The 20,095-nt window shown below is 44.8% G+C and carries 18 protein-coding genes, 1 tRNA gene and 3 pseudogenes; 15 read left to right on the forward strand and 7 right to left on the reverse strand.

Annotation, left to right across the window (positions count from 1 at the left end):
• From OEZ43_17790 to OEZ43_17845, 12 genes and pseudogenes are all read left to right on the forward strand, one after another.
• Positions 1 to 550 (forward strand): RHS repeat-associated core domain-containing protein (locus OEZ43_17790; protein ID MDH5547439.1); only part of this gene is annotated, 550 nt, incomplete at its 5' end.
• Positions 551 to 571: 21 nt separating this feature from the next.
• Complete coding sequence (locus tag OEZ43_17795; GenBank protein MDH5547440.1) at positions 572 to 991, forward strand: type II secretion system protein GspG; 420 nt, start codon at positions 572 to 574, stop codon at positions 989 to 991.
• A 131-nt stretch (positions 992 to 1,122) separates the two neighbouring features.
• Positions 1,123 to 1,283: pseudogene (locus OEZ43_17800) on the forward strand (RHS repeat-associated core domain-containing protein).
• Between the two features lie 424 nt (positions 1,284 to 1,707).
• The gene (locus OEZ43_17805; GenBank protein ID MDH5547441.1) at positions 1,708 to 2,073 is read left to right on the forward strand and encodes a hypothetical protein; all 366 of its coding nucleotides are present in this window, start codon (positions 1,708 to 1,710) and stop codon (positions 2,071 to 2,073) included.
• An 89-nt stretch (positions 2,074 to 2,162) separates the two neighbouring features.
• Entirely contained in the window at positions 2,163 to 3,485 is a 1,323-nt protein-coding gene (locus tag OEZ43_17810; GenBank protein ID MDH5547442.1) for an RHS domain-containing protein, read from the forward strand.
• 20 nt (positions 3,486 to 3,505) lie between these two features.
• Positions 3,506 to 3,922, forward strand: a complete 417-nt coding sequence (locus tag OEZ43_17815) for a type II secretion system protein GspG (protein MDH5547443.1) — start codon at positions 3,506 to 3,508, stop codon at positions 3,920 to 3,922.
• Positions 3,923 to 3,981: 59 nt separating this feature from the next.
• Positions 3,982 to 4,356: pseudogene (locus tag OEZ43_17820) on the forward strand (RHS repeat-associated core domain-containing protein).
• Between the two features lie 395 nt (positions 4,357 to 4,751).
• Positions 4,752 to 5,075, forward strand: a complete 324-nt coding sequence (locus OEZ43_17825) for a hypothetical protein (protein MDH5547444.1) — start codon at positions 4,752 to 4,754, stop codon at positions 5,073 to 5,075.
• A 160-nt stretch (positions 5,076 to 5,235) separates the two neighbouring features.
• Positions 5,236 to 5,859 carry a hypothetical protein gene (locus tag OEZ43_17830; protein MDH5547445.1) on the forward strand — a complete coding sequence of 208 codons (624 nt, stop codon included), beginning with the start codon at positions 5,236 to 5,238 and terminating at the stop codon, positions 5,857 to 5,859.
• 16 nt (positions 5,860 to 5,875) lie between these two features.
• A pseudogene (locus OEZ43_17835) lies at positions 5,876 to 6,160 on the forward strand (RHS repeat-associated core domain-containing protein).
• Between the two features lie 287 nt (positions 6,161 to 6,447).
• Entirely contained in the window at positions 6,448 to 6,855 is a 408-nt protein-coding gene (locus OEZ43_17840) for a hypothetical protein (protein ID MDH5547446.1), read from the forward strand.
• 248 nt (positions 6,856 to 7,103) lie between these two features.
• The gene (locus tag OEZ43_17845; protein MDH5547447.1) at positions 7,104 to 9,626 is read left to right on the forward strand and encodes a hypothetical protein; all 2,523 of its coding nucleotides are present in this window, start codon (positions 7,104 to 7,106) and stop codon (positions 9,624 to 9,626) included.
• Here OEZ43_17845 and OEZ43_17850 read toward each other — a convergent pair.
• The gene (locus OEZ43_17850; GenBank protein MDH5547448.1) at positions 9,522 to 9,884 is read right to left on the reverse strand and encodes a hypothetical protein; all 363 of its coding nucleotides are present in this window, start codon (positions 9,882 to 9,884) and stop codon (positions 9,522 to 9,524) included. The two genes, OEZ43_17845 and OEZ43_17850, sit on opposite strands and share 105 nt — an antisense overlap.
• 3 nt (positions 9,885 to 9,887) lie before the next feature.
• Positions 9,888 to 10,337 (reverse strand): hypothetical protein, encoded by a 450-nt coding sequence (locus OEZ43_17855; protein MDH5547449.1) that lies wholly within the window; start codon positions 10,335 to 10,337, stop codon positions 9,888 to 9,890.
• A 445-nt stretch (positions 10,338 to 10,782) separates the two neighbouring features.
• Between OEZ43_17855 and OEZ43_17860 the strand changes: the two genes are divergently transcribed.
• Entirely contained in the window at positions 10,783 to 11,502 is a 720-nt protein-coding gene (locus tag OEZ43_17860; GenBank protein ID MDH5547450.1) for a peptidyl-prolyl cis-trans isomerase, read from the forward strand.
• A gap of 275 nt (positions 11,503 to 11,777) precedes the next feature.
• Here the strand turns inward: OEZ43_17860 and OEZ43_17865 are convergent, their stop codons facing one another.
• From OEZ43_17865 to OEZ43_17875, 3 genes are all read right to left on the reverse strand, one after another.
• Positions 11,778 to 12,062, reverse strand: a complete 285-nt coding sequence (locus tag OEZ43_17865; GenBank protein ID MDH5547451.1) for an antibiotic biosynthesis monooxygenase — start codon at positions 12,060 to 12,062, stop codon at positions 11,778 to 11,780.
• 216 nt (positions 12,063 to 12,278) lie between these two features.
• Positions 12,279 to 12,355: transfer RNA gene (locus OEZ43_17870), tRNA-Met, on the reverse strand.
• Between the two features lie 90 nt (positions 12,356 to 12,445).
• Complete coding sequence (locus tag OEZ43_17875) at positions 12,446 to 13,459, reverse strand: squalene/phytoene synthase family protein (GenBank protein MDH5547452.1); 1,014 nt, start codon at positions 13,457 to 13,459, stop codon at positions 12,446 to 12,448.
• A gap of 237 nt (positions 13,460 to 13,696) precedes the next feature.
• Between OEZ43_17875 and OEZ43_17880 the strand changes: the two genes are divergently transcribed.
• A complete protein-coding gene (locus tag OEZ43_17880; protein MDH5547453.1) occupies positions 13,697 to 13,900 on the forward strand; it encodes a hypothetical protein in 204 nt (67 codons plus the stop codon).
• A gap of 11 nt (positions 13,901 to 13,911) precedes the next feature.
• A complete protein-coding gene (locus OEZ43_17885; protein MDH5547454.1) occupies positions 13,912 to 14,514 on the forward strand; it encodes a hypothetical protein in 603 nt (200 codons plus the stop codon).
• An 11-nt stretch (positions 14,515 to 14,525) separates the two neighbouring features.
• On the opposite strand, the gene OEZ43_17890 is transcribed toward OEZ43_17885, so the two are convergent.
• Positions 14,526 to 16,544 (reverse strand): Ig-like domain-containing protein, encoded by a 2,019-nt coding sequence (locus OEZ43_17890; GenBank protein MDH5547455.1) that lies wholly within the window; start codon positions 16,542 to 16,544, stop codon positions 14,526 to 14,528.
• A gap of 81 nt (positions 16,545 to 16,625) precedes the next feature.
• Positions 16,626 to 19,865, reverse strand: coding sequence for a DUF6174 domain-containing protein (locus tag OEZ43_17895; GenBank protein MDH5547456.1), 3,240 nt, complete (start codon positions 19,863 to 19,865; stop codon positions 16,626 to 16,628).
• Positions 19,866 to 20,095: the final 230 nt, after the last annotated feature.

A 20,095-nucleotide genomic window follows, 5' to 3' on the forward strand; every position in this document is an offset into this window, starting at 1 on the left:
TGCAGAGAGCGGATTGCACTATAATTATTTTCGGTACTATGATCCGAGTTCGGGGAGATATGTGACGTCTGATCCGATTGGGTTGGACGGTGGGTTGAATACGTTTGGGTATGTTGGGGGGAATCCTAATAATCGAATTGATCCATTTGGGCGTAGTCCTGAGGATGTTTCAAACGCATGGAAATGGCTTGAAATTAACTATCCTGAATTAACTAAAGATGTAAACTACTACACAAATCCCATATTAAACTATACTCTGTACAGTGGCATGGCGTATGGAAACAGTATCGTTTTTCGAGAAAAATATTTAACCGATTGCCTTAGTGACCAACAAGTTGAGGAGCTAAAGGATACATTGATTCATGAACTCTTGCATTTACATTTAAGCAAACAATTGGGTGGTGATTTTAACTATATGGCCTCGGATATATACAGCGGCGGAGAGTATCATGACTGGGTATATCAGAAATCAGCAGAAATTTTACAATATTGGCAAGGTACCGTACCTGCAAATTCAGCCAGGCCAAGTATTAATACTTATCCTAAGTAGAAAAATATTAGAGATTAAGAAATGCTAAAAGCACTCAAAAATAAGGCTGTATTTGTATTGGTTATTGCATTACTTTTTCTATCGGGCTCTTACTGGATACTGCCAATTGTATATCAGTTGACTACGCACTTTGACGGAGAGTCAAAAGCAAAACAAGTTAAAGCAAAGGCAGATTTAAATCTGATTTCCAAATATGTTGCTATATATGAGAAACTAAACGGCGTGTACCCTAGAGATCTAGAAGTTCTTGTTCCAGCCAATGGGGGAAGTGTTAATGAGTGGTCAATAAATAAGATTCCTATCGACCCATGGGGGAATCCTTATAACTATATAGTGAAAATAGAAAATGGAAATGAAACATTCAGGTTGTGGACTTATGGAAGTGATCAAAAAAAGGGTGGAATTGGTGAAGGTGAAGATTTGCAAGAAACTTCTGAATAGTTCTTTCAATTTTAATGTCTACTTATCTGCCTACTGTTCAATTATTTAAATTACGTGCTATGTATCGATAAGCATGGAGTGTCACGCCATTCAAGTGATAGACTCAAAACAGTGGCTTAGCACGAGATCTCGAAGACAACACAAGCATCGATCTCGGTTTCGCGGGACAGTATTATGATGCAGAGAGTGGATTGCACTAATTTATTTTCGGTACTATGATCCGAATTCTGGGAGATATGTGACATCTGATCCGATAGGGTTAGATGGTGGGTTGAATACGTTTGGGTATGTTAAAAATCAACCGACAATCTCTGTCGATCCGTATGGATTAAATCCGTTTTTGGTGGTTGTGCCGAAGCCAGGTCCGATAGCAAATCCCATTGCTAGTCCTGTGCCTGGAGTTAGCGACGTGGATAATGATGGTATCGACGATAACGTAGTTCCTTTTCCCGGTCGTGGAGACACCCAAAGTAAAGGTGAAAATTGTCCGGCTGAACCAGAGGAAAAGGACCCCTGTGTAGTAGAATGGAATTATCTAAGAGGCCTATGGGAAGATATTCGGAGAATCGAATCAACTCGAAGTTTGCCATGGGATCAGATAAAGCAAATGAAAAGGTACTATAATGATCACGCTGAACGGTACAATGATACATGCGCAGCGTTAGGAAAATACCCAACTGCACCAAAATATTCAATCTTTGAACTTAGGTAGCGTTATGAGTTGTGAAAAACTAGATGAAAATGAATTAAAAGAGGCGTCTTCAATATTAGCAAGAATTATCGCGGCTAATTCGCATAATACCTTTTCTATATCAGTAAATGAATTGAGTGAACAGATTTATGTAGAAGCTATGGGATTTTGTAATACATTGATCAGTAACAATTGTGATCCCAATTCCGTTTCTAGTGCGATGAAATATCTGTCAGAAAAGCACACTTTTTCCTTTGATAAGGACAATGGCATACACTGGCCCTATATGTTGGAAGTTTTGTTGGAGATCGTCTGTCCGCGAGTAGAGTCTGGTGAATACTCAAAGCCTTTTATAAAAGGCTTTGAAAACATACTTAAAAGCTATAGATAGTTAGCGCGTCTGCAACAAGAATTGAGACTGTACACACATTCTGTGTAACTGCGTTTACACAAAATGTGTCTACAGTCTACGCACTGCCCATGTTTGTATTCTTGTATGACGCCAACGGCAACCGCCTACAAAAGACGACAGATGAGCGCGATCTTGCCTATAACTATGAGACGAACACCAACCGCCTCACCCTGGCCAATAACCGTTCAGTAATTCTGGACGAACAGGGCAACACCCTCTCAGACAAAGACGGCAAACGTCGTTTTGAATACAACCTGGCCAATCGTTTGGTGCGTTTCTATCGCAAAGACAGACTACACGCTAGCTATGCCTATAACGCCTTCGGTCAACGCATCAGCAAGACCCTGCATCACCGTGAAGACAAACATCACGACGATCACGACGATCACGACGATCACGACGATCACGAGGCGTATGGCAAACACGATAAGCATCCACACCAGACGATCGTCTATCACTACGACCTCAACGGCCAGTTAATTGCAGAAACCAAACCGGAAGGGGACTTGATCAAGGCCTATGTATGGGTGGATGCGACACCGCTTGCCCAGATCAGCGGACATGCAAACAAGGGAATTGGTCATGCGAAAGGTAAGCATAAAAGGGATGACAAGAAAGGTGACCGTGAATATGGACACAAACACGTAAAGGAAACGATACACTATCTCCACACCGATCACCTAGGTACACCGCGTATAGCTACGAATACAGACGGTGAACAGGTATGGCACTGGATGGGCAATGCGTTTGGAGATACGCAGCCGGTGTGGATAGATCATCACGAAGGGCATCATGAAGGAAAGGCCACACACAAATCGCATGACGAAGATAACGGACGTGAACATGACGATGAAGAACACATCAACCTCCGCTTTGCGGGACAGTATCATGATGCAGAGAGCGGATTGCACTATAATTATTTTCGGTACTATGATCCTAGTACAGGGAGATATGTGACGTCTGATCCGATTGGGTTGGATGGGGGGTTGAATACGTTTGGGTATGTTGGGGGGAGTCCTCTAAACTGGGTAGACCCTCTTGGGCTTGCGGAAGTATGCTGGAGCTGGGAGGGGCAATGGCCACATAAATATATTTGTGTAGGCGATAAATGTGCGGGAAATTGGCCGTGGCCCGAAGGTAATCACCCAGACTGTCCAAACAGAGGAATGATATTAGAAGAAACCAAAGATGTCGCTAAGTTCTGTACTAGCGATAATGGCGCTGGTGGCGAGTGTGAAAAAGAAGAATTTGACCAATGTGTTTTAGAAAGTATTGGAAAAGCAGGTGACTGTTCAGTGTACGACTGCATGACTAATAACTGTACTCACTGGGTAGATAATGTACGCGAAAGTTGCAAATGGGAAGCAACAAAAAATTGTTGTGCAAAGTGAGATAGTGTGAAGTAGCGACTATGAAAATCCAAAAATCAAAAAGCAATACTGCAGTTGTCGTAATGTTGCCGCTTGTTGCGGGATTCATTTTCTGGAATATTTTCACAAAAGAAAGTTCAGAATCGTTGGCAAGAAATAAATATGCACAGCTAGCTATAGATCAATTGAATGTAGAGATCGGTAAATTCCGGCAGCAACATGGTCGTTATCCGAACGAATCTGGTTGGTTCGTTGAGCTTAAGGACAGTAAACCAAATTCGGTATTTTTAGGAAAAATACCTTTAAAGAATGATGAACCTTTGGATCCTTGGGGCGCTCCGTATAGATATACGAATCCCGGAATACATAATACGGAAGCCTATGACCTTTGGACCTATGGCGCAGACTATAGTCCGAATGGCGAAGGGGAAAATAAAGATATTACTAATTGGAATTAGATCAAGGCCTTCTCGTAGGCAACACATCCGCGTAAAGGAAACGATACACTATCTCCACACACGATCACCTAGGTACACCGCGTATAGCTACGAATACAGACGGTGAACAGATATGGCGCTGGATGGGTAATGCGTTTGGAGATACGCAGCCGGAGTGGCTAGATCATCACGATGAGCATCACGAAGGAAAGGGTACGCACAAATCGCATGACGAAGACAATGGACGTGATCATGATGATGACGAATACATCAACCTCCGTTTCGCCGGACAGTATCATGATGCAGAGAGTGGATTGCACTATAATTACTTCCGATATTATGATCAGAGCACAGGACGGTATGTGACATCTGATCCGATTGGGTTGGATGGTGGGTTGAATACGTTTGGGTATGTTGGGGGGAATCCAAACAGAAATATTGATCTGTTGGGACTAAATTTATGTGATGTGCAGGTTGCCAGTAATTTAATTTCAGATACGTTTCCTGATTTAGATTTTCCCAACGTTACATACTCCTTCAGTTTACCTCGGGGCGTGGACGGAAGAATTATAGACGGCACAATCGTGCTTCCGGCTTATCAGATTTCGGCTACTTTGTCGCCGTCCCAGTTTAGGCAATTGGTAAATACCTTATATCATGAAACACTTCATGCTAATGATACAGTATTGGGGAGTGCTGAAAATTATTGGGGAGACAAATGGGACTCCGCTACAGGAGGATTTGGGCTCGGAGCGCACCACTTAGACATTTGGGAAAAAGCAGATATTTTTACCGAATCGAATAAGGAGAAAATTGATAGGTTGTATGATGAAACCAGCGGAGAGTGTGGATGCGAAAAATAGGATATGTCACTTTAGTTGTCATTACTATAATTGCTACTATTTTTCTCGTACCCCAATATTTTCCGCCAGATGATTCGCGTTGCATGGGAGAGATTGCGAGAATGCATTCTGTTAAAAGTGCCATTACGAAATTTAAGAATAAGTATAACCGATTGCCAAGCGATGTTGATCCCTGGCCTGATCTTGCTGAGTTTCTTGGTTATAATGCGACTCCATTGGATCGGTGGGGAAATGAATATGTGCTGAAATTTGGTAGGGACAAAAAAACAATAGAGGTTTTTGCAAAAGGGTTTGATGAAAATTGCCATTAATTACACAGAGACAGTAAACACCATTCTGTGTAACTGCATTTACACAAAATGTGTCTACAGTCTCCGTTTAGCCGGTGCTGCCTGAATCACACTATTCTTTGGGATACATTCCGCCGACTTTTGGGTATAATCCCGAGAAAATTATCTAAAACAATATCTCATGCGTCGCATCTCCTTATTTTTTCTTTTGATAACACCACTTTTCGGTTCAGTCTCGGCGGCGGACTATTCGACCTATTTTTCAATTGGGCGAGGGGTGTGGGCGCAGCAGCCTAGCTATCGGATAATTTATGACAATATTCAAATACAGGTAAATCCACTCACTGGGCTTGAAGAAGCGGTTAGAGGCTCTGGGGTTCTTGAGCATGAGCCTCTCGACCTGGCTAACCGCAACCATATCGAAATCGGTATTGATATACCATCGGATCTCCTTTCAGGATTTGTCTATGAGTTGAGTTTCGCCGCAAATTTCTGGTATCAGCCGACAGGGAAGACGGTGATATCGGAAGATACAACGCTTATCACCGGGTATACATGGCATGAATACCCCTTGACGATTGGACTTCGGTATACAGGTTTACCCAACGCAACGTCTTTAGCGGCCGGTGTTTCAAAACACTGGTCGTCGTTCCATTCGGTTTATTCGAATCTCAATACCTCGAATGTGCTTTCCTTATCAGTCGATGCTAGAACGCGTTTGGTTCGAGATCTTTACGCGGAAGTTGTATATAGTCGTAACCGATCACCTAGGCACGCCGCGTATAGCTACGAATACAGACGGTGAACAGATATGGCGCTGGATGGGTAATGCGTTTGGGGATACACAGCCGGAGTGGCTAGATCGTCACGATGAGCGTCACGACGGAAAGAGTAAACACAAATCGCATGTCGATGAAGAACACATCAACCTCCGCTTCGAGGGACAGTATTATGATGCAGAGAGTGGATTGCACTATAATTATTTTCGGTACTATGATTCGACTACCGGGAGATATGTGACGTCTGACCCGATTGGGTTGGATGGTGTGAAGAATACATATGACTATGTAAGTGGTAACCCTATTATTCGGATTGATCCAACTGGAAAAAACTGGATTGGGGTTTTTGTACCAGCTGTTTCTATTGGAGTCGGTTTAATCTGCAATTCTAAAGGCATTGGGAAATGCAAAAAGAATTTTCCTAACTACGGTGATCCTTTACACTCTGATTACAAGGGGTTCCTAAAATGTACTAGTGGTATTGCAGGAGTCGTAGGTCTAGGTATGGGAATCAGCACAGATCCGATTGGAGGGGCAGCTTCGGCGGTCGGCGATGCTGTTGGAAATACTAATAATTAGGACTGTGATATGTTCAATTTATTTGTCATTGGGTTATGAAATTATTTAATGTAATTTTGTCGGCATTGTTTTGTTTTATAGTTGCTTTTCTTCCATATATTCAGGCAGCTTCCGGGTCGGGAGTTGACTGGATTATAAGTGTTTGGAAAGCACTAAGTTTGGGAATTGATCTTCCAGAAGAAAGGCTGGCAGAGATATTCTATATCTCAATTGCAGGATTTTTAATTGGTGTTACATGTGTTGTTCTTCTAGTTACAAAAATAACTAAATGGAGTGAATTTTCAGTACTTTTGGGATCGTTGATATCCTTTGCTGCAACAATTTTGTTTGGCGTCTGGATTTTAAGAGATATTCCTGTGATTTCGATCGGTATGATACCTCTAATATTTTCGGTTTTCAGCTCTTTCAATTCAAAAACAAAACGTCAAGTTTCTGAGAATTGAGGCTTATCATAAGCTGGCTCACATTCAATGTCGATTTGGTGCTCATACAATGGCCATGACCTCTACTGCCTTCAAAAAACACAATAGTGAACCAACTCATAAGTATATCCCTGATATTAGGTAAAATACCAAATCTTGGGTATTCGCAGTGGTAAGAAATGACGGTATTCTGCGCATACGATTTAGACTAGCCGAAACAAAAGATATATTCGATAAATAACGGCGTAATCTGCAGAAGGAAAGGCAATATGAACAACAAGAATCAATTTTCACTCCTATTTTTAGTGGCTTCCATGACGATTTTGAATGCGTGCGGTAGTGTTACCGCGCCTGGTGATGAGAAAGACACCAATGTTTCTGCAGTCGTCAGTGAGAAAACGAAAGTCATATTGAATGGCAAGGACAGCACGCTTCAATTGACCGCTTATGCTGTAAATAAGATCGGCGAGCGCTTGGATACGCCACTTGAGTGGCATTCAGATAGTCCGGATCAGGTAGATGTAACACAAGAGGGCATTGTAACCAGTTATGTGACGAATGGATTTGCGCGTATTACTGCATCGGTGGGGGAGCATAGTGGCATACCTTTTAATATCACCGTCGCGACAGTGGCCGTTGATACATCTATTTTAGAGAGCGAACATATACTTGTGGTACCCGTTTTTAATGATCCCGATGCGCCACCGTCTAGCGAGAACCCGTTTAAGGTTACCGTATCGAATGAGCGTGTGGTTAACATAGGCGACAAATTCATTGTTGAAGGTGATAGGTTTTTCGGCGGTTCGGTAGTAGACATAGCGGAATCAAACGGGGGCAAAGTTATCACTGTTTCGCCACTGGCGCCCAAACTGTTATTTAGTGATTTAAAAGTTGAGCAGAAGACCAAAATCGAGAACTTGGAAAAATTCGTAAAACCTGAAGTACGCGATGCCTATGATATTAGCAGCGATGAGGAAGGGCGTCTTACTTTTACCTTGAAAAAAGAAAATGATAGTACACAAGCTAAACCACAGAACAAATTGCTCCCTCGCGCAGCAGCAATCGGAAGCGTCGACGGTAGTGCTAGCTATCGGGAGTGGTTTATGGTCTGTCGTGTTCAAGGGGCTGCGGGCGATACTGATCCTTTCTATATCACTCCTCCGGATAGTATTACCTTCGATTATGATCTCGATCTGGTATTCGATTATGACTCTGAAGGCATTGGTTTGAAGAGGCTCGCGATTGACGGTGTGATCGAGGGCGGGATGTATTTCGAGGCCGATGTTGTGGCGTTTGAGACTGCGACAGAATGTGAGATAGATATATTCGATATCCAGCTACAAGTCGATGGCATATTTGAGGAGTTTTATAAACTGGAGGTTCCTCTGCGAGTCGGAATGTTTGCGGAACAAAACGCCTTCGCGAATACCGGTAATATCAAGGCCAGCGCCCGTGTATTTGGGCAGCTATCAATGGGCTTGCAGTGTGATGCGGAGGGTTGTGGCCCTTTACAACAGAGCAGCGGCGAAGCTTGGGCGGATTTTGACAATATTGTGCCTGATATAAACACCTTAACTGAAACGGTAACCGTCCATCGTAAAGTGATGGCATATTTCGAAGCGGGATTACGTTTGTTAGGCTATGAGTTTTTTGGCTATCGCATCGGTATTTCGGAAACCACCAACATAATGACGGTACCCGGTGATATCGTAAACGAAAATTTTGAATCAGAGTATTTTCTGGCGATAGAGCAGGGGTTTGTGCCTGGTAAACATGAGGGTTTGTGGGCCTTAAAGCCTGTCGCAGAACTGCTCAAATACAAAGAAGATGCAGTGTTCACGCAAACCCTGGATCAACAGATACTTTCACGCTCGCCTCTTAGCGAAAGAGTGACTGCTTTCCGCTACCTAAATGAACAGGGAGAGCAACGCTTAAAGTTAACAGCCAATATTGTGCATACCTCGGAACGGTATTTGAAAATTCCCGAGAATACGAGCGACGAAACGGACATTTACAATATCCAGAATATTCAGTTTTATCGCGTGACTGACCCAGACAACGTCGTCGAAAGCATAAGTGAAGTTGAACCGGAACCACCTGTCGCGATAACACCTGGACGTACACAGTTCTCAGTTTCCGTTCCGGGAACATTTTCAGATGAACCGGACGTAGACTTTTATGCAGTGGTGACCACCAATCGAGGCCCCAAATCGCCTCGTACACTTTCTGATGGAACAAGAGCAGTCTTAAACACAAAATTCTTGCTCGGGAAGGCGATACGTCTCAGTGAGCGATATGAAGTGAGCTTCAGCAACTTCACACATGTAGGAAATTTTAATACTGGCAAAGTTGTCGGTAGAGTGATTGTTACTGATATCGTAGATGGTGTAAGAGTGCCAGTAGCAGGAGTGCCGGTGTCGTTCCTGAAAGACTTCGGGGACACGCCAACAGGCACTTATGAGTATCTTACTGTTGAGACAGATGCCTTTGGCGAGGCGATGGTAGAGCAGAATTATGTATTTGGTCCGGGTTTTTATACTTCCGCCAGTATCAATGTCTATGTTCACAACGATAACTATGGGGAGATCGTTGCGACTTACAATGACGGACCTGCTACATGCCCACCGCCTTGTTTTGCGAGTTTTGATAGCATAGAAATGCCCAATAGCCTGGATCGTATCATCGTTTCAAACGTAGAAGGTTTTCAACGCCGTCTGATGCCCGTTACATGGTTTCGAGAAATCGAATACAAGCCTTTTCGTCGGACGAAGACCAACCGTCATCAAGTATAGAAATAAGATGATTTCGCAGCCCAACATGGTGCTTGACGGCGAGACGAGTCGGTCCGGCTCAGCTGCCTGTTTTGCGCTAATAGCACCACTCTTGTAGGCCTGGGTCAGTTCTTCTGCCATTTCTTTGGTTTTTCGCATGTATTCAGCGCGTACAGCGGCGTCTTTTATAAAACGCGTAGCAAAGTTCACTGCCTGTACTTCGAGTTCTCTTATGGCGGCCTGGGCTTCAGGATCGCTTACGCGATTGTTGTCAGTCATGTGTTAACTTCCTTTCGGGCTTAGACGCTGGATACGAATAAAACGTTTTTCAAATACGTTATTGCGATGTGTCACTTCGGTTAAATCTTTTGCGAAGCGAAAACGTTGTCCGTTAGGTTCAATCGACACTTGGTATCGTGTCTCGGGGAGGAAGTCGAATTCCAAATCGTTTGAGGAAGTGATGCTGGCATTGTCAAACGCGGCAGCGGTGTAGGGTAGGCCTATATCCAGAATCTCCAGTATGTTGAACTGCTGATCGAGTAGTATGAGGTGTAGACCTTCTTCATAAGGGCAGTCGTCGGAGGTTATGAGCAAGTAGTACTGGTCGGATAACTGATATTGTTTTTCCAGCAGCAGTCCAGGGATAAGCAGCCCACAGGGTAATTTTTTATACTGCAGTTCTGAGTCGGTATCAGATTTGTTTTCGAGGGAAAACTCGGCGATTTCTTCCATAATTCATCGACTTGATTTTAATTCAATTTCCTACGAGGGTGACAGTTTACCCGTTTTCAGGGTGTTCGACTACTAGCCCCAATACAGACTAGGGTCAAATACAGTGTCTTTTTGGTCTGGTACTTAGACTTATTCAAACTCTTCTGCTTTACTCTATAGGTAAGTTCAAACTTCATTGTCACATCCCGACAAAAATCTGACGCCAGATGATTGTCTGTTTTGTCCTGTATTTAAAGACCAGGGGAATGACAGCAGTTGGAAGCGTTTGAATTTTTTATCTATTAACAAATAAGAATTCGGTCCTTCAGGCTTGGAATCGCGTTTGCATTGATGCTCTGAATATGTGGTCTACCTGGAACGCGAGATTTTTCTCAGTCTGTCTGGGTTGGTCGCGTATTGATCAAAATAAATTCAAATAGATTAGAAGGAAACAATGATGGGGATCATGTCAAAACATATCACGCATTATATTTTCACGGTACTTTTTCTTTTTGCTTTTTCGAGTGAGTCTCTCAATCAATCGAATGATAGTCACTACGCAACTCTTGAGTATAGTGGAAAGACGACTTCTTTTGATTACTTGAGTGAAGAGTCAAATAGTCGCATTGCACAAAAGAAGCTAAAAGAGTTACATCAACGATCAAAGATTTGGCTCGCTTACGCAGATGCAGAGAAGACGCCGTTTAAGAAAGTCGCTCGTGATGATGTGCATAAAGTGATCAGCACACCGGATGAGCTGGTTATCCGAAAATACTTCGATGAACATCCGAACCTTTTTATGAAACGGCGTGTATTTGAGCTTCAACAGGTAGCGTTTAAAAAGGGAATAGAAGCCAATAGAGTTCGCGATATATTGCAACAAAGCAGGTCTTACCCCGAATTTGTCTTATCACTGATACGAGCAAGAATAAATCACAACTCTTATTCCATCAGTACGACTTCGGAGAATATACCAGCTGACATTCTGGACGATGTCGCTGCGCTCGGAGATGGGCGAGCGGTAGTAAAAGAGATGCCTGCCGGTATACTCGTAGTATGGCGCGTATCGTCGAGTCCGGAACCCTGGTCTTACGAAGAGGCAAGGAGTTTTATAACGCGCACATTGAAGGATGCGAGACTCAGAAAGATCTCAATTCAGAAACCGCGAAATCTTCAACATACGTGACAAAATAGACGACCGTATTCGATACTGTGTCAATCGGGAATTTAACTGCCGTCGGTAGTTGAATGATAGCCGTTTATAATCATTAAAATGGATTCGGCTGGATTTCATGAGTTTCGCGAATTGGTAGATTGGCATTGTGACTTTACAGTACGTCTAATTTCCTAATCCACAAAACCGGGCTATGTATACCCTATGTTGAAATGGTGCATGTCGCAATAGGGAAATTACACTTGTTCAAACTCTGGCATCTGAAACGTAGAATTTAGAGGGTGCTCCTACGAGTCAATTCTCGTTACTTTGTAGTTTCTTTCCACATTCACAGTAATCGCTCCCCATTTGGAATTGCGCACTCGTTCCTGATGCAGGCTGAAATCGTCCTCACTCGCAAATTCTTCGTAGACGTCAAATCGGTTGCCGTTTTCCTTGTCTTGCGTGACCTCAAAGATGAGGCAGCCAGGTTCGCTACGCGTATTCTGAATATGATGAGGCAATTCTTCGAGTACCGCCGGAAGGTCAACGGTGGGTGCGATAATGTAACCTTGTAAGACGACCTTGGACATAGCTGATAATGGTAAATGAATTTACTAAATTAAATAGTGTTCACCGTAATAGTTCAAGGAAAACATATGCTGATATTGACGTTGGAATCGCTGGTGATGATAGAGAGAATTTGTCTCGTAAGAGTATGCGTCTAAATGTTTTTTATGAAATCAAAAACAATAGACAATGAAACCCTGTTAGAGAGTTCAACATGAACTGAATACACTTAAAGGAATTGGTAGCGGGGACCGGATTTGAACCGATGACCTTCGGGTTATGAGCCCGACGAGCTACCAGGCTGCTCCACCCCGCACCTGAAAGAGGTTGGTATACTACCACGGTTTTCTTCGATTACAAGTCCTTGGGAAAATAAAGTAAAAATAATAGATGTGAAGCAGAAAGGTTAGAAGTCAGTACACCATTTCGTGATCAACCTGTTTGACCAAACGCGTAAAAACGACGCGCACAGAATGCGATATACCTCTCGACGCGAGATTTTGTAGGGTATTAATTCGTCCTGTTGTTCGAGGTGGTTTCGAAGGCCTTTCAGTGTGTATAGTCCAATAATCATTGGCCAAAGGCAGGCGAGGCGTAGTCTGACCTGGGTTTTCGGTATGGCCAGAAAATAGGTGAGTGCATCGTCATAGTAGCGTCTGGCCTGTTCCAGTAAAGCCAATAATTCGTTCCTCAATTCCTGCTTCAGAGGCGAGGCTAACAAGTCAGTTGCGTTACTTCCAGCCGCACCAAGTATGTCTCCAGGGATGTAGCATCGACCAATTTCGGCATCTTTGCGGACGTCGCGCATAATATTAGTCAGCTGCAAGGCCTTCCCAAAGGCAATCCCGTAGTGGCTCTGTTTATCCAGTTCCCATCCACTAAGTGCCCCAATATTTTGCGCGCATAGACGAGTCCAGAATTCGCCTACGCAGCCTGCGACCATATAGGTGTAACGATCCAGTTCCTGTCTGCTTGCCAGCGCTTTGGGCGTTTGCACATCCTCAAAATAGTCCAGGTCAAACAACATGCCTTGGGTCAGCGTATCGAATACGCCCAAGACTAAAGACCGCTCGACTTTATCCAGGTGCTTCGCCCCTTCGATGGCGAGTGAGGTCTGTCCGAGTATGCTTTTTTCACTGGCACTAAGTGCAGCGATTTCAGCTTTAGTCAGTGGTGTGTATGGCTTATTGCTGAGCACTGACTCTCGAAACTGCTCCAGTCGCAGGTGGCGGACTTTTTGTGGCCAGTCATGATGGTCGGACAAGGTATCGGCGATACGCGCCAGCAGGTAGGCCAGGGAGATAGGGTAGCGTACGGCGGGGGGCAGAATCTTCAGAGTTAGATAGAAACTACGGGCCGAAAGCTTCAGTTGTTGGAACAACCAGGCGTGAGTTTGTGTAGAGCTTTTGTCTGTGGACATGTGCTTCCAACGCGTGAAAACTGGCAGTCTAATCTAGCATCGGGCACTTATGCCAGTTTCTGTGGCTGGGATTCACCCTCACACGTTAAAAAAGCAAGGGCATGCTTAGTGAATTAGGCCTCAAGGTTTCAGCGACTTACTTGAGAGCAGACGCTGCCAAATGTCCGAGAATATTGCCAAGGCGAGATCAGTCCCTATAATAAGAGCCCGTTTGAATTAAGGACTGAGATAGTAGCCATGAAAAAATACGGTATTCGCGTGACGCTCCCAGAGGGTGATGTGATGAGTTCTTCCCACTTGTTGGGTGCTGATTTTGAGAGCTTCCGCTGGTTTGACTCTGCCGAGGAACGGGACCGCGCATTTAATGACATGCAGAGGCATTTGCCGAATTATCGACGACAGGACTTTGTAACGCAGGTACTCGAAAAGGTAGATCGCTAATCCCCTCCAACATGAAGCCGCACCGACAGATTAGCCAGATATTCAGAGGGATACATGGCTATGTCGATCTTAGCGAGCGAGAAGAGGCGCACTTGCGCCTCATCAAATCCTCATCCACTTATGGCGAAATTACCAATATCGCGGCGCAAAAGCTGATTGATTACATAGGCCTGGGCCCAGATGACGTGTTTTATGATCTGGGCAGTGGTGTTGGCAAGTTAGTGATTCAAACTGCAATGTGTTCACCGGCAAAGAAAATCGTCGGTATCGAATTTTCGCGACAGAGGATCAAAATGGCACGAATGGGTCTGGCCGAGGCGAAAGCGCAAGACTTACTCGAATGTAGCCAGGTGAAATTCGTGTGTTCGGATTTGATGAGACGAAATCTCAATGATGCAACGGTGATCTACAGTTGTTCGACTGCGTTTCCCCCACGCTTTTTCCGCAAGATGGTAAAGAAGCTGGAGGGTATGCGATCAGGGTTTGTTTTCATCAGTTTAAGTGAGATTAAGAACAATCCCTATTTTGATTTAATCGATACCCTGCGCCTGAATATGAGTTGGCTGCCTAATACCCCCGTCTATGTGTATGAAAGAGTCGATCCTTTCAACTAGCGCTAAAAAGGCTAACGCACCACACCCGCGCTATCTACGCGCAGAATAAATCCGTCGGATCCGCCTATACTACTGTTGCCATCCACACCTCCGTGGGCACTACCGATACCAATAAGTTCTCCGCTGGGCGTAGGTAATAATGCAGCAAAGTTTGCGTGACCATTTACAGGTATCTCACTTGTCCAGAGTGGCTGTTCAGCATTTTGATCAAGTTTGCGGATCTGAAGATTGCTCGTTGGCATCTCAGGGCGTGGCGCCTGGCCGGGTCCAAAGACAGGCATAGACATGATGGGGTCAAAGTTAACTTCGATACCTGCGACATAAATAGATTGTGCGTCATCCAGGTAGACTAAATGGGTTTCGACTTGCTTGCCGCCCGTGGATGCCCATTGCCTGCGCCACAGCTCCTGGCCATTGCCATCAGTTTTAAGCAGAAATCCGCCGCTGGTATCGGTACCACTGGAATCAAAACCGCCATGAACCATACCCGGCATATAGAGCTCACCGGCGGCTGAAATCATCGGTCGAGAAACTTCTACATGGCCATTAAAAATATATTCATTCTGTCCAAGTTCCGTTCCATTACTATCGAAACGGAATAAACGAATATTGGCGCTTGGATTGGTGATATGAAACTGACCGCCCATTCCGCTGCCCATATCCATGGCTTTCTGCTCACTAACAACAACGTATAGTGTATTTGCAGAATATACGATACCCATCGCAACTTCGTCGTTTTCGGTACCTTTCTGCGTCAGTAATATTTGTTGACCATTGGTGTCATATTTTGCAAACAACAGATCGTGCTCACCGGCGTTCGTAAAACCGGCGACGGCTCCCATAGTCGAACCCGCCAGATAGATATTGTTCTGTTCATCAAGCGCTACTCCAGCAACCATGGCATGTTTATCGGTAGCGCCGAATTGCTGTTCCCATAGCTGATTGCCATTGGTATCGTATTTGGTGACAAATATATTCGATATCGTCTGCGGCGTGTCCAATTGCGGCATCAGGTTATCAGACTGACCGGTGGCTACAATTTCCGATGCGCTAGTCAACGCTAGTGCGGTGACGGTGTCATAGTTGTTTGCTCCAAATGTTTTCTCCCACAAGGTTGTACCGTTCATATCCATTTTAGCGATATAGGATTGGGTATCGGGAGGTCCGATGTTCGGGGGAAATATGCCAATACTAGGCGCGTTGGGCATTCCAACGGGTAGATCTATTGGCGTTTTACTACCACCAATATAGATATTGCCGTCACTTCCCAATACTGCATCGGCGATGGATTCGTCATCTGCACTGCCGAAATGCTTGGTGCTGGTGGGTTGTGTCGTAACCGTGAATGACCAGGTATGCGGAGTGGCGAACATCGGTTCGTTGGTAGATCTACGAATGTTGGTAGACAGGTTGACTGTATACGTCGCACCCGGTTGCCATGGTTGGGCAGGTGTAAACTCAGCGACATGATCGCGTATATCAATGCTACCTTGTACCGGCACGCTATTGAGACTGATAAAAAAGTTCTGCTGGTTAACGCTGGCGTTTTCGGGTGGATACTCAAATTCCAACCTGACTTTACTATTTACGCTGACATTTTGTGCCCCAGGCTCGGGTTGGTGAGTGAATATGGGAACGCGGTCTTCCGTATTAAACGTCCAGTCTCTTGCATTATCACCCAGATGTTCACCATTGGTGTTGGTGATGCTGTGATCCACGCTCATGGTATATAGGGTTTCGTAATACAGCTTTGCCGGTTTTAGCGTGGCGGTGCGTGTGGCGCTATTATAGCTTAGTTCGGCACGGACTTTTTCATGACCGTCAGATAACCAAAAAGAGCCAGAAGTCAGCGTGGCTTGATTGATGTCTTGACTGAATTGAACGGTAATCGCACTGTCTACTCTAACGTTTCCTCCGCTGGGTGTATGGTTTACGATACGGAAACCGTCATTTCCACTTCCACAGCCAAGAATTAGCAGCAAGCAAAAGTACACCGAATAGACTCGGAATTTTGTGATAAAAAAATCCATTTTTCTCCAACCTGGAATTATTTTTAAGTTATTTGTTTTCTTTATATTGTCTGTTGACCAAGCTTATTTACCGAACGGACATTAATATGCGCTGATTTTTTCCGCAGTGATTACATAGAGCAAAGAATCCATGTTCCCGGTAACGCTGATGCGCGCACCATCATTTAGACTAATTCCCTGATCTATCAGCGTCCCTGGTTGAATAACGCGCAATTCGTAGTTTATCCCTTGATCGGTTGTAAAAAGATAGTAGTCGCGGTTATAACCTCCATAATAAGAATATATCAGGCGTACTATCGTCCCCCGATAAACCGGTGTTTGTTGGCTGACAGCGTGAATTTCTCGCGGATAAAGTACTAATTGATTCGGCGCGCCTTGCAGCATAGGTAAAAGTAACTCGACCTCGGCGCCAGTAGTCATCGTAACGCCACTGAGTGCCAGTGTAGATTCGCTAATGGATACTAGTTTGAGTCCAAGATCTGTCATCACATGGTATCCAAGAAGATTGACTCCACAATCAAGTTGACGAGTTTGAGCTGTGCCTAATACTCTTGCTCGCAGAAGCGGCCCGTATAACATCGGTGCGGGGTTAGAGCTGTATTCAATGTGGGAGACGTTTATGGTGTTTCCACTTAACATCCCGCTGACAACAAGCGGCGGTCCCGCGGTGAATTCAAGTCCAGACGAAAAGGCCAGGGCGGTATCCACACTCAAGGTGTATTCCGTGCCGGAGGAATTGACGAACAGATATGTTCGGGTTAAGCCGTTATCACATAAACGCGTTACCACATAGCCTTCGAAACTTGTCTCGTTGCTAGTGTTGTTGGCATCAAAAAACGCTATACCGTGCAGCATGTGATTCGCGAGGTTACGAACATAGTGCGTTACGCTGAGTTGCATTCCGTCTGATATTACGAAGGGCAAAGTGTTTAGTGTGGCTTCATCTATGGCCAGACGCGTCGAACCTTCGGTCTGAGCTGCAAATTCAAACACGCGCAATACGCTGCAATTCAATTGAAGTGGCGTGAGTTCACCAATAATTGTTCCTGTGATTGGTGGAGGAACCATGGCAATCGTAGGCGCGCTTTGTATGGACACGGCTACGAACGTATCGGCCTGGTAATTACCCCATATCTCCCATGCGCCAACGCCGGGTTGTAAAAGATCTGGAAAGATTTGCTTGTCAATGCGTACGCTCACAGGCCCATTGGAATCAATAAAATAATATTCATTAGCATTGGTTTGTTGACAGTCGACAGCGGCGACATGGCCGAGTAGGCGCGTGTCAGTCGCGCGGGACATACTACTTACATGCATGACGTAGGTAGGACCGGTGTAGCGACCATTGGCCTGCACGCGTTCACCTGGTTGAGGAATACCCATAGGTAGAAAGTTTTGAGCGGGGCCGCGCAGGGTAAATTCAGTACCGTCGTCTCGACGCAAACTAACACTGAATATTCCGCCGGTACAGCTAAAGGTATCTTCTATTCCGATCGCAGTGACTGTGCCGCTAAGTCCCACCGTGATACTGCCCTGATAAGCAATGCTTTCGACCTTGAATCTGTTCTGGTCAATATAATAGCCTGTTACACGAACATTGTCGTCCCAGCTAAAATTATTGTTTGGCGCTGTTGCGCCAAAGATTGTTGTATTGGCATCCAACTCCAGCCGAACACTGCTTGCTGTTGCAGGAACAAACATAGTGTATCGGTTTTGCGTATCGCTACACGATACGGAACTAGCGAATTGACCAATATCACTAATGAAACCAACAACATTGACTTGCTGTTGAGTTGGTGGAATTTTGATAAACGCAGGAGGACGCGTTAGCACTAGTGCCCTCTGTCCATTCTCATCATTGATCCACTGACCCGCAACGAATACGGCCATTCCCGTTTGCAGAGGGGTGCCAGCATCTCGCACATAGGACGGGATGCTAATGCGTATCAATTCACCACTATCTATTCGCATAAGATAACTATCTTCAGAATTGACACCGCTGGTCGGCAAAACGACTTCTATGGTACCGGTGTATGTCTGCTCGATGAGATAATTTTGTATGCTTTCAATTTGGACGACTTTGATGGCCCATCCAGTAAATGGCTGCGGTACGCTTGCACCAAGAATTTTGACACGCAAGCCCCTGAGCCTAAAGTTCATGGCCAGGTCTGTTAATGCTGTTGACAGTTGCAGCGGAATGGTTTGACCGCTTTCTGTTACCAGATGAAATTTTTGTATGTCACTGCCGGAATTTCCGGAAATGAGAAAGCCGGTAAACTGTTCAAGATTCGCTGTACCGCTTTGGATTTTCGTCACTACAAACCACGCTGGATTGTTGCCAGTCGTCTCCCAATATCCAAGTAGTGAGACTTGTTGAGTACGCAGGGATATTGCCTGATGACGTAATGCTTCCTGCACTTTTAGCGTAATCGCCTGGCTACCCATTACTAGCGAAAAGACGTGACTTGCTTGTCCACCTGGCGTTAACGGATCGCCGACCATATAGGCAAGTATGCCGTTGAGATTGGTAAGATTATTTGTTGGTTTGACTGGCGTGGTTTCGCTTTCATCTTCGACATCGATTTCGGACACCTCGATACGCGCTTGCCCAAGAACGGGGTCTCTCTGTAACTGCCCCCGAATTTTTATGTGTGTGCCGATAGCAATTGAACTGAATTCGGTTTGCAGGCCAGGAGGAATGTTCAGCGCATACCAGCGGGCGAGGTCTGTAACCAGCCATAGACCACTACCAGGGAACGCCGCGTTTTGGCTTAGAACGCCATTGAATTGCAATGTGTTGTTGCCGTCATCGCGCAGTCTCAACACTCTGAAATCACTGGTATGGACGACTACGCCACTTTTGCGGCCATCGTATTGCATTTCAATGGTTTCAGGATAGTAATACCGAGGGTTATATCGAACGCGCTTGACCCGGTTTTGTGATACTGCCTGACGCAGATCAGTAAAGTAGTCATCCATACTGGAGACGTTATAGTTGCCCTGTAGAATTTCACTCGGGCGTTCTATATTGCTTCGTGATGTTAAATGTAGAGTGGAGTCTTCCTGTTCCGGACAGTCGCATTGTCTATGTATGGAAAATTCATATTCTTCTATCCCTGAACCCGCCCAGTTTTCCTGCATGCGAGTAAGTTCCGTCAAGAGTTCTGCTGTGGTTATGGGTTCATCAGAATTTTCCGACAGTGCTGGTTGGGAAAGTCCACATGCACTGATGAAGGATAGAAAAGTCGATAACAGAATTGCATAGCAAACCAGACGCACGCCCCAAAATGGGGACGGAACCGCTTTTAATGAGCCCGCCATTGTTTCTCCCCCGAGAAGATTATTTTTTTGATTGCTTTAAAGATTAGTTGAAGCTCAAGCTGAGAGTCAACTGAGCAATTTACTTTTCTTGTATTAACAAAGTGGCAAACCAGAAAATCGAAAATCTGGAAAATACTTAAATAAAACAATGTAATAGCTGGGTGTGAGGCATTTGTGTATAGCTATTAATCGTGACCATCCAGTAGTTTATAAAAATAATATGAAGTAAT

Source organism: Gammaproteobacteria bacterium, from assembly GCA_029881255.1.
Classification (GTDB): domain Bacteria; phylum Pseudomonadota; class Gammaproteobacteria; order S012-40; family S012-40; genus JAOUMY01.

Excerpts from the sequence above, each read along its gene's own strand:
- OEZ43_17795 (MDH5547440.1), top strand. The coding sequence starts at position 572 with ATGCTAAAAGCACTCAAAAATAAGGCTGTATTTGTATTGGTTATTGCA.
- OEZ43_17805 (MDH5547441.1), top strand. The coding sequence starts at position 1,708 with ATGAGTTGTGAAAAACTAGATGAAAATGAATTAAAAGAGGCGTCTTCA.
- OEZ43_17810 (MDH5547442.1), top strand. The coding sequence starts at position 2,163 with ATGTTTGTATTCTTGTATGACGCCAACGGCAACCGCCTACAAAAGACG.
- OEZ43_17815 (MDH5547443.1), top strand. The coding sequence starts at position 3,506 with ATGAAAATCCAAAAATCAAAAAGCAATACTGCAGTTGTCGTAATGTTG.
- OEZ43_17825 (MDH5547444.1), top strand. The coding sequence starts at position 4,752 with ATGCGAAAAATAGGATATGTCACTTTAGTTGTCATTACTATAATTGCT.
- OEZ43_17830 (MDH5547445.1), top strand. The coding sequence starts at position 5,236 with ATGCGTCGCATCTCCTTATTTTTTCTTTTGATAACACCACTTTTCGGT.
- OEZ43_17840 (MDH5547446.1), top strand. The coding sequence starts at position 6,448 with ATGAAATTATTTAATGTAATTTTGTCGGCATTGTTTTGTTTTATAGTT.
- OEZ43_17845 (MDH5547447.1), top strand. The coding sequence starts at position 7,104 with ATGAACAACAAGAATCAATTTTCACTCCTATTTTTAGTGGCTTCCATG.
- OEZ43_17850 (MDH5547448.1), bottom strand. The coding sequence starts at position 9,884 with ATGACTGACAACAATCGCGTAAGCGATCCTGAAGCCCAGGCCGCCATA.
- OEZ43_17855 (MDH5547449.1), bottom strand. The coding sequence starts at position 10,337 with ATGGAAGAAATCGCCGAGTTTTCCCTCGAAAACAAATCTGATACCGAC.
- OEZ43_17860 (MDH5547450.1), top strand. The coding sequence starts at position 10,783 with ATGTCAAAACATATCACGCATTATATTTTCACGGTACTTTTTCTTTTT.
- OEZ43_17865 (MDH5547451.1), bottom strand. The coding sequence starts at position 12,062 with ATGTCCAAGGTCGTCTTACAAGGTTACATTATCGCACCCACCGTTGAC.
- OEZ43_17875 (MDH5547452.1), bottom strand. The coding sequence starts at position 13,459 with ATGTCCACAGACAAAAGCTCTACACAAACTCACGCCTGGTTGTTCCAA.
- OEZ43_17880 (MDH5547453.1), top strand. The coding sequence starts at position 13,697 with ATGAAAAAATACGGTATTCGCGTGACGCTCCCAGAGGGTGATGTGATG.
- OEZ43_17885 (MDH5547454.1), top strand. The coding sequence starts at position 13,912 with ATGAAGCCGCACCGACAGATTAGCCAGATATTCAGAGGGATACATGGC.
- OEZ43_17890 (MDH5547455.1), bottom strand. The coding sequence starts at position 16,544 with ATGGATTTTTTTATCACAAAATTCCGAGTCTATTCGGTGTACTTTTGC.
- OEZ43_17895 (MDH5547456.1), bottom strand. The coding sequence starts at position 19,865 with ATGGCGGGCTCATTAAAAGCGGTTCCGTCCCCATTTTGGGGCGTGCGT.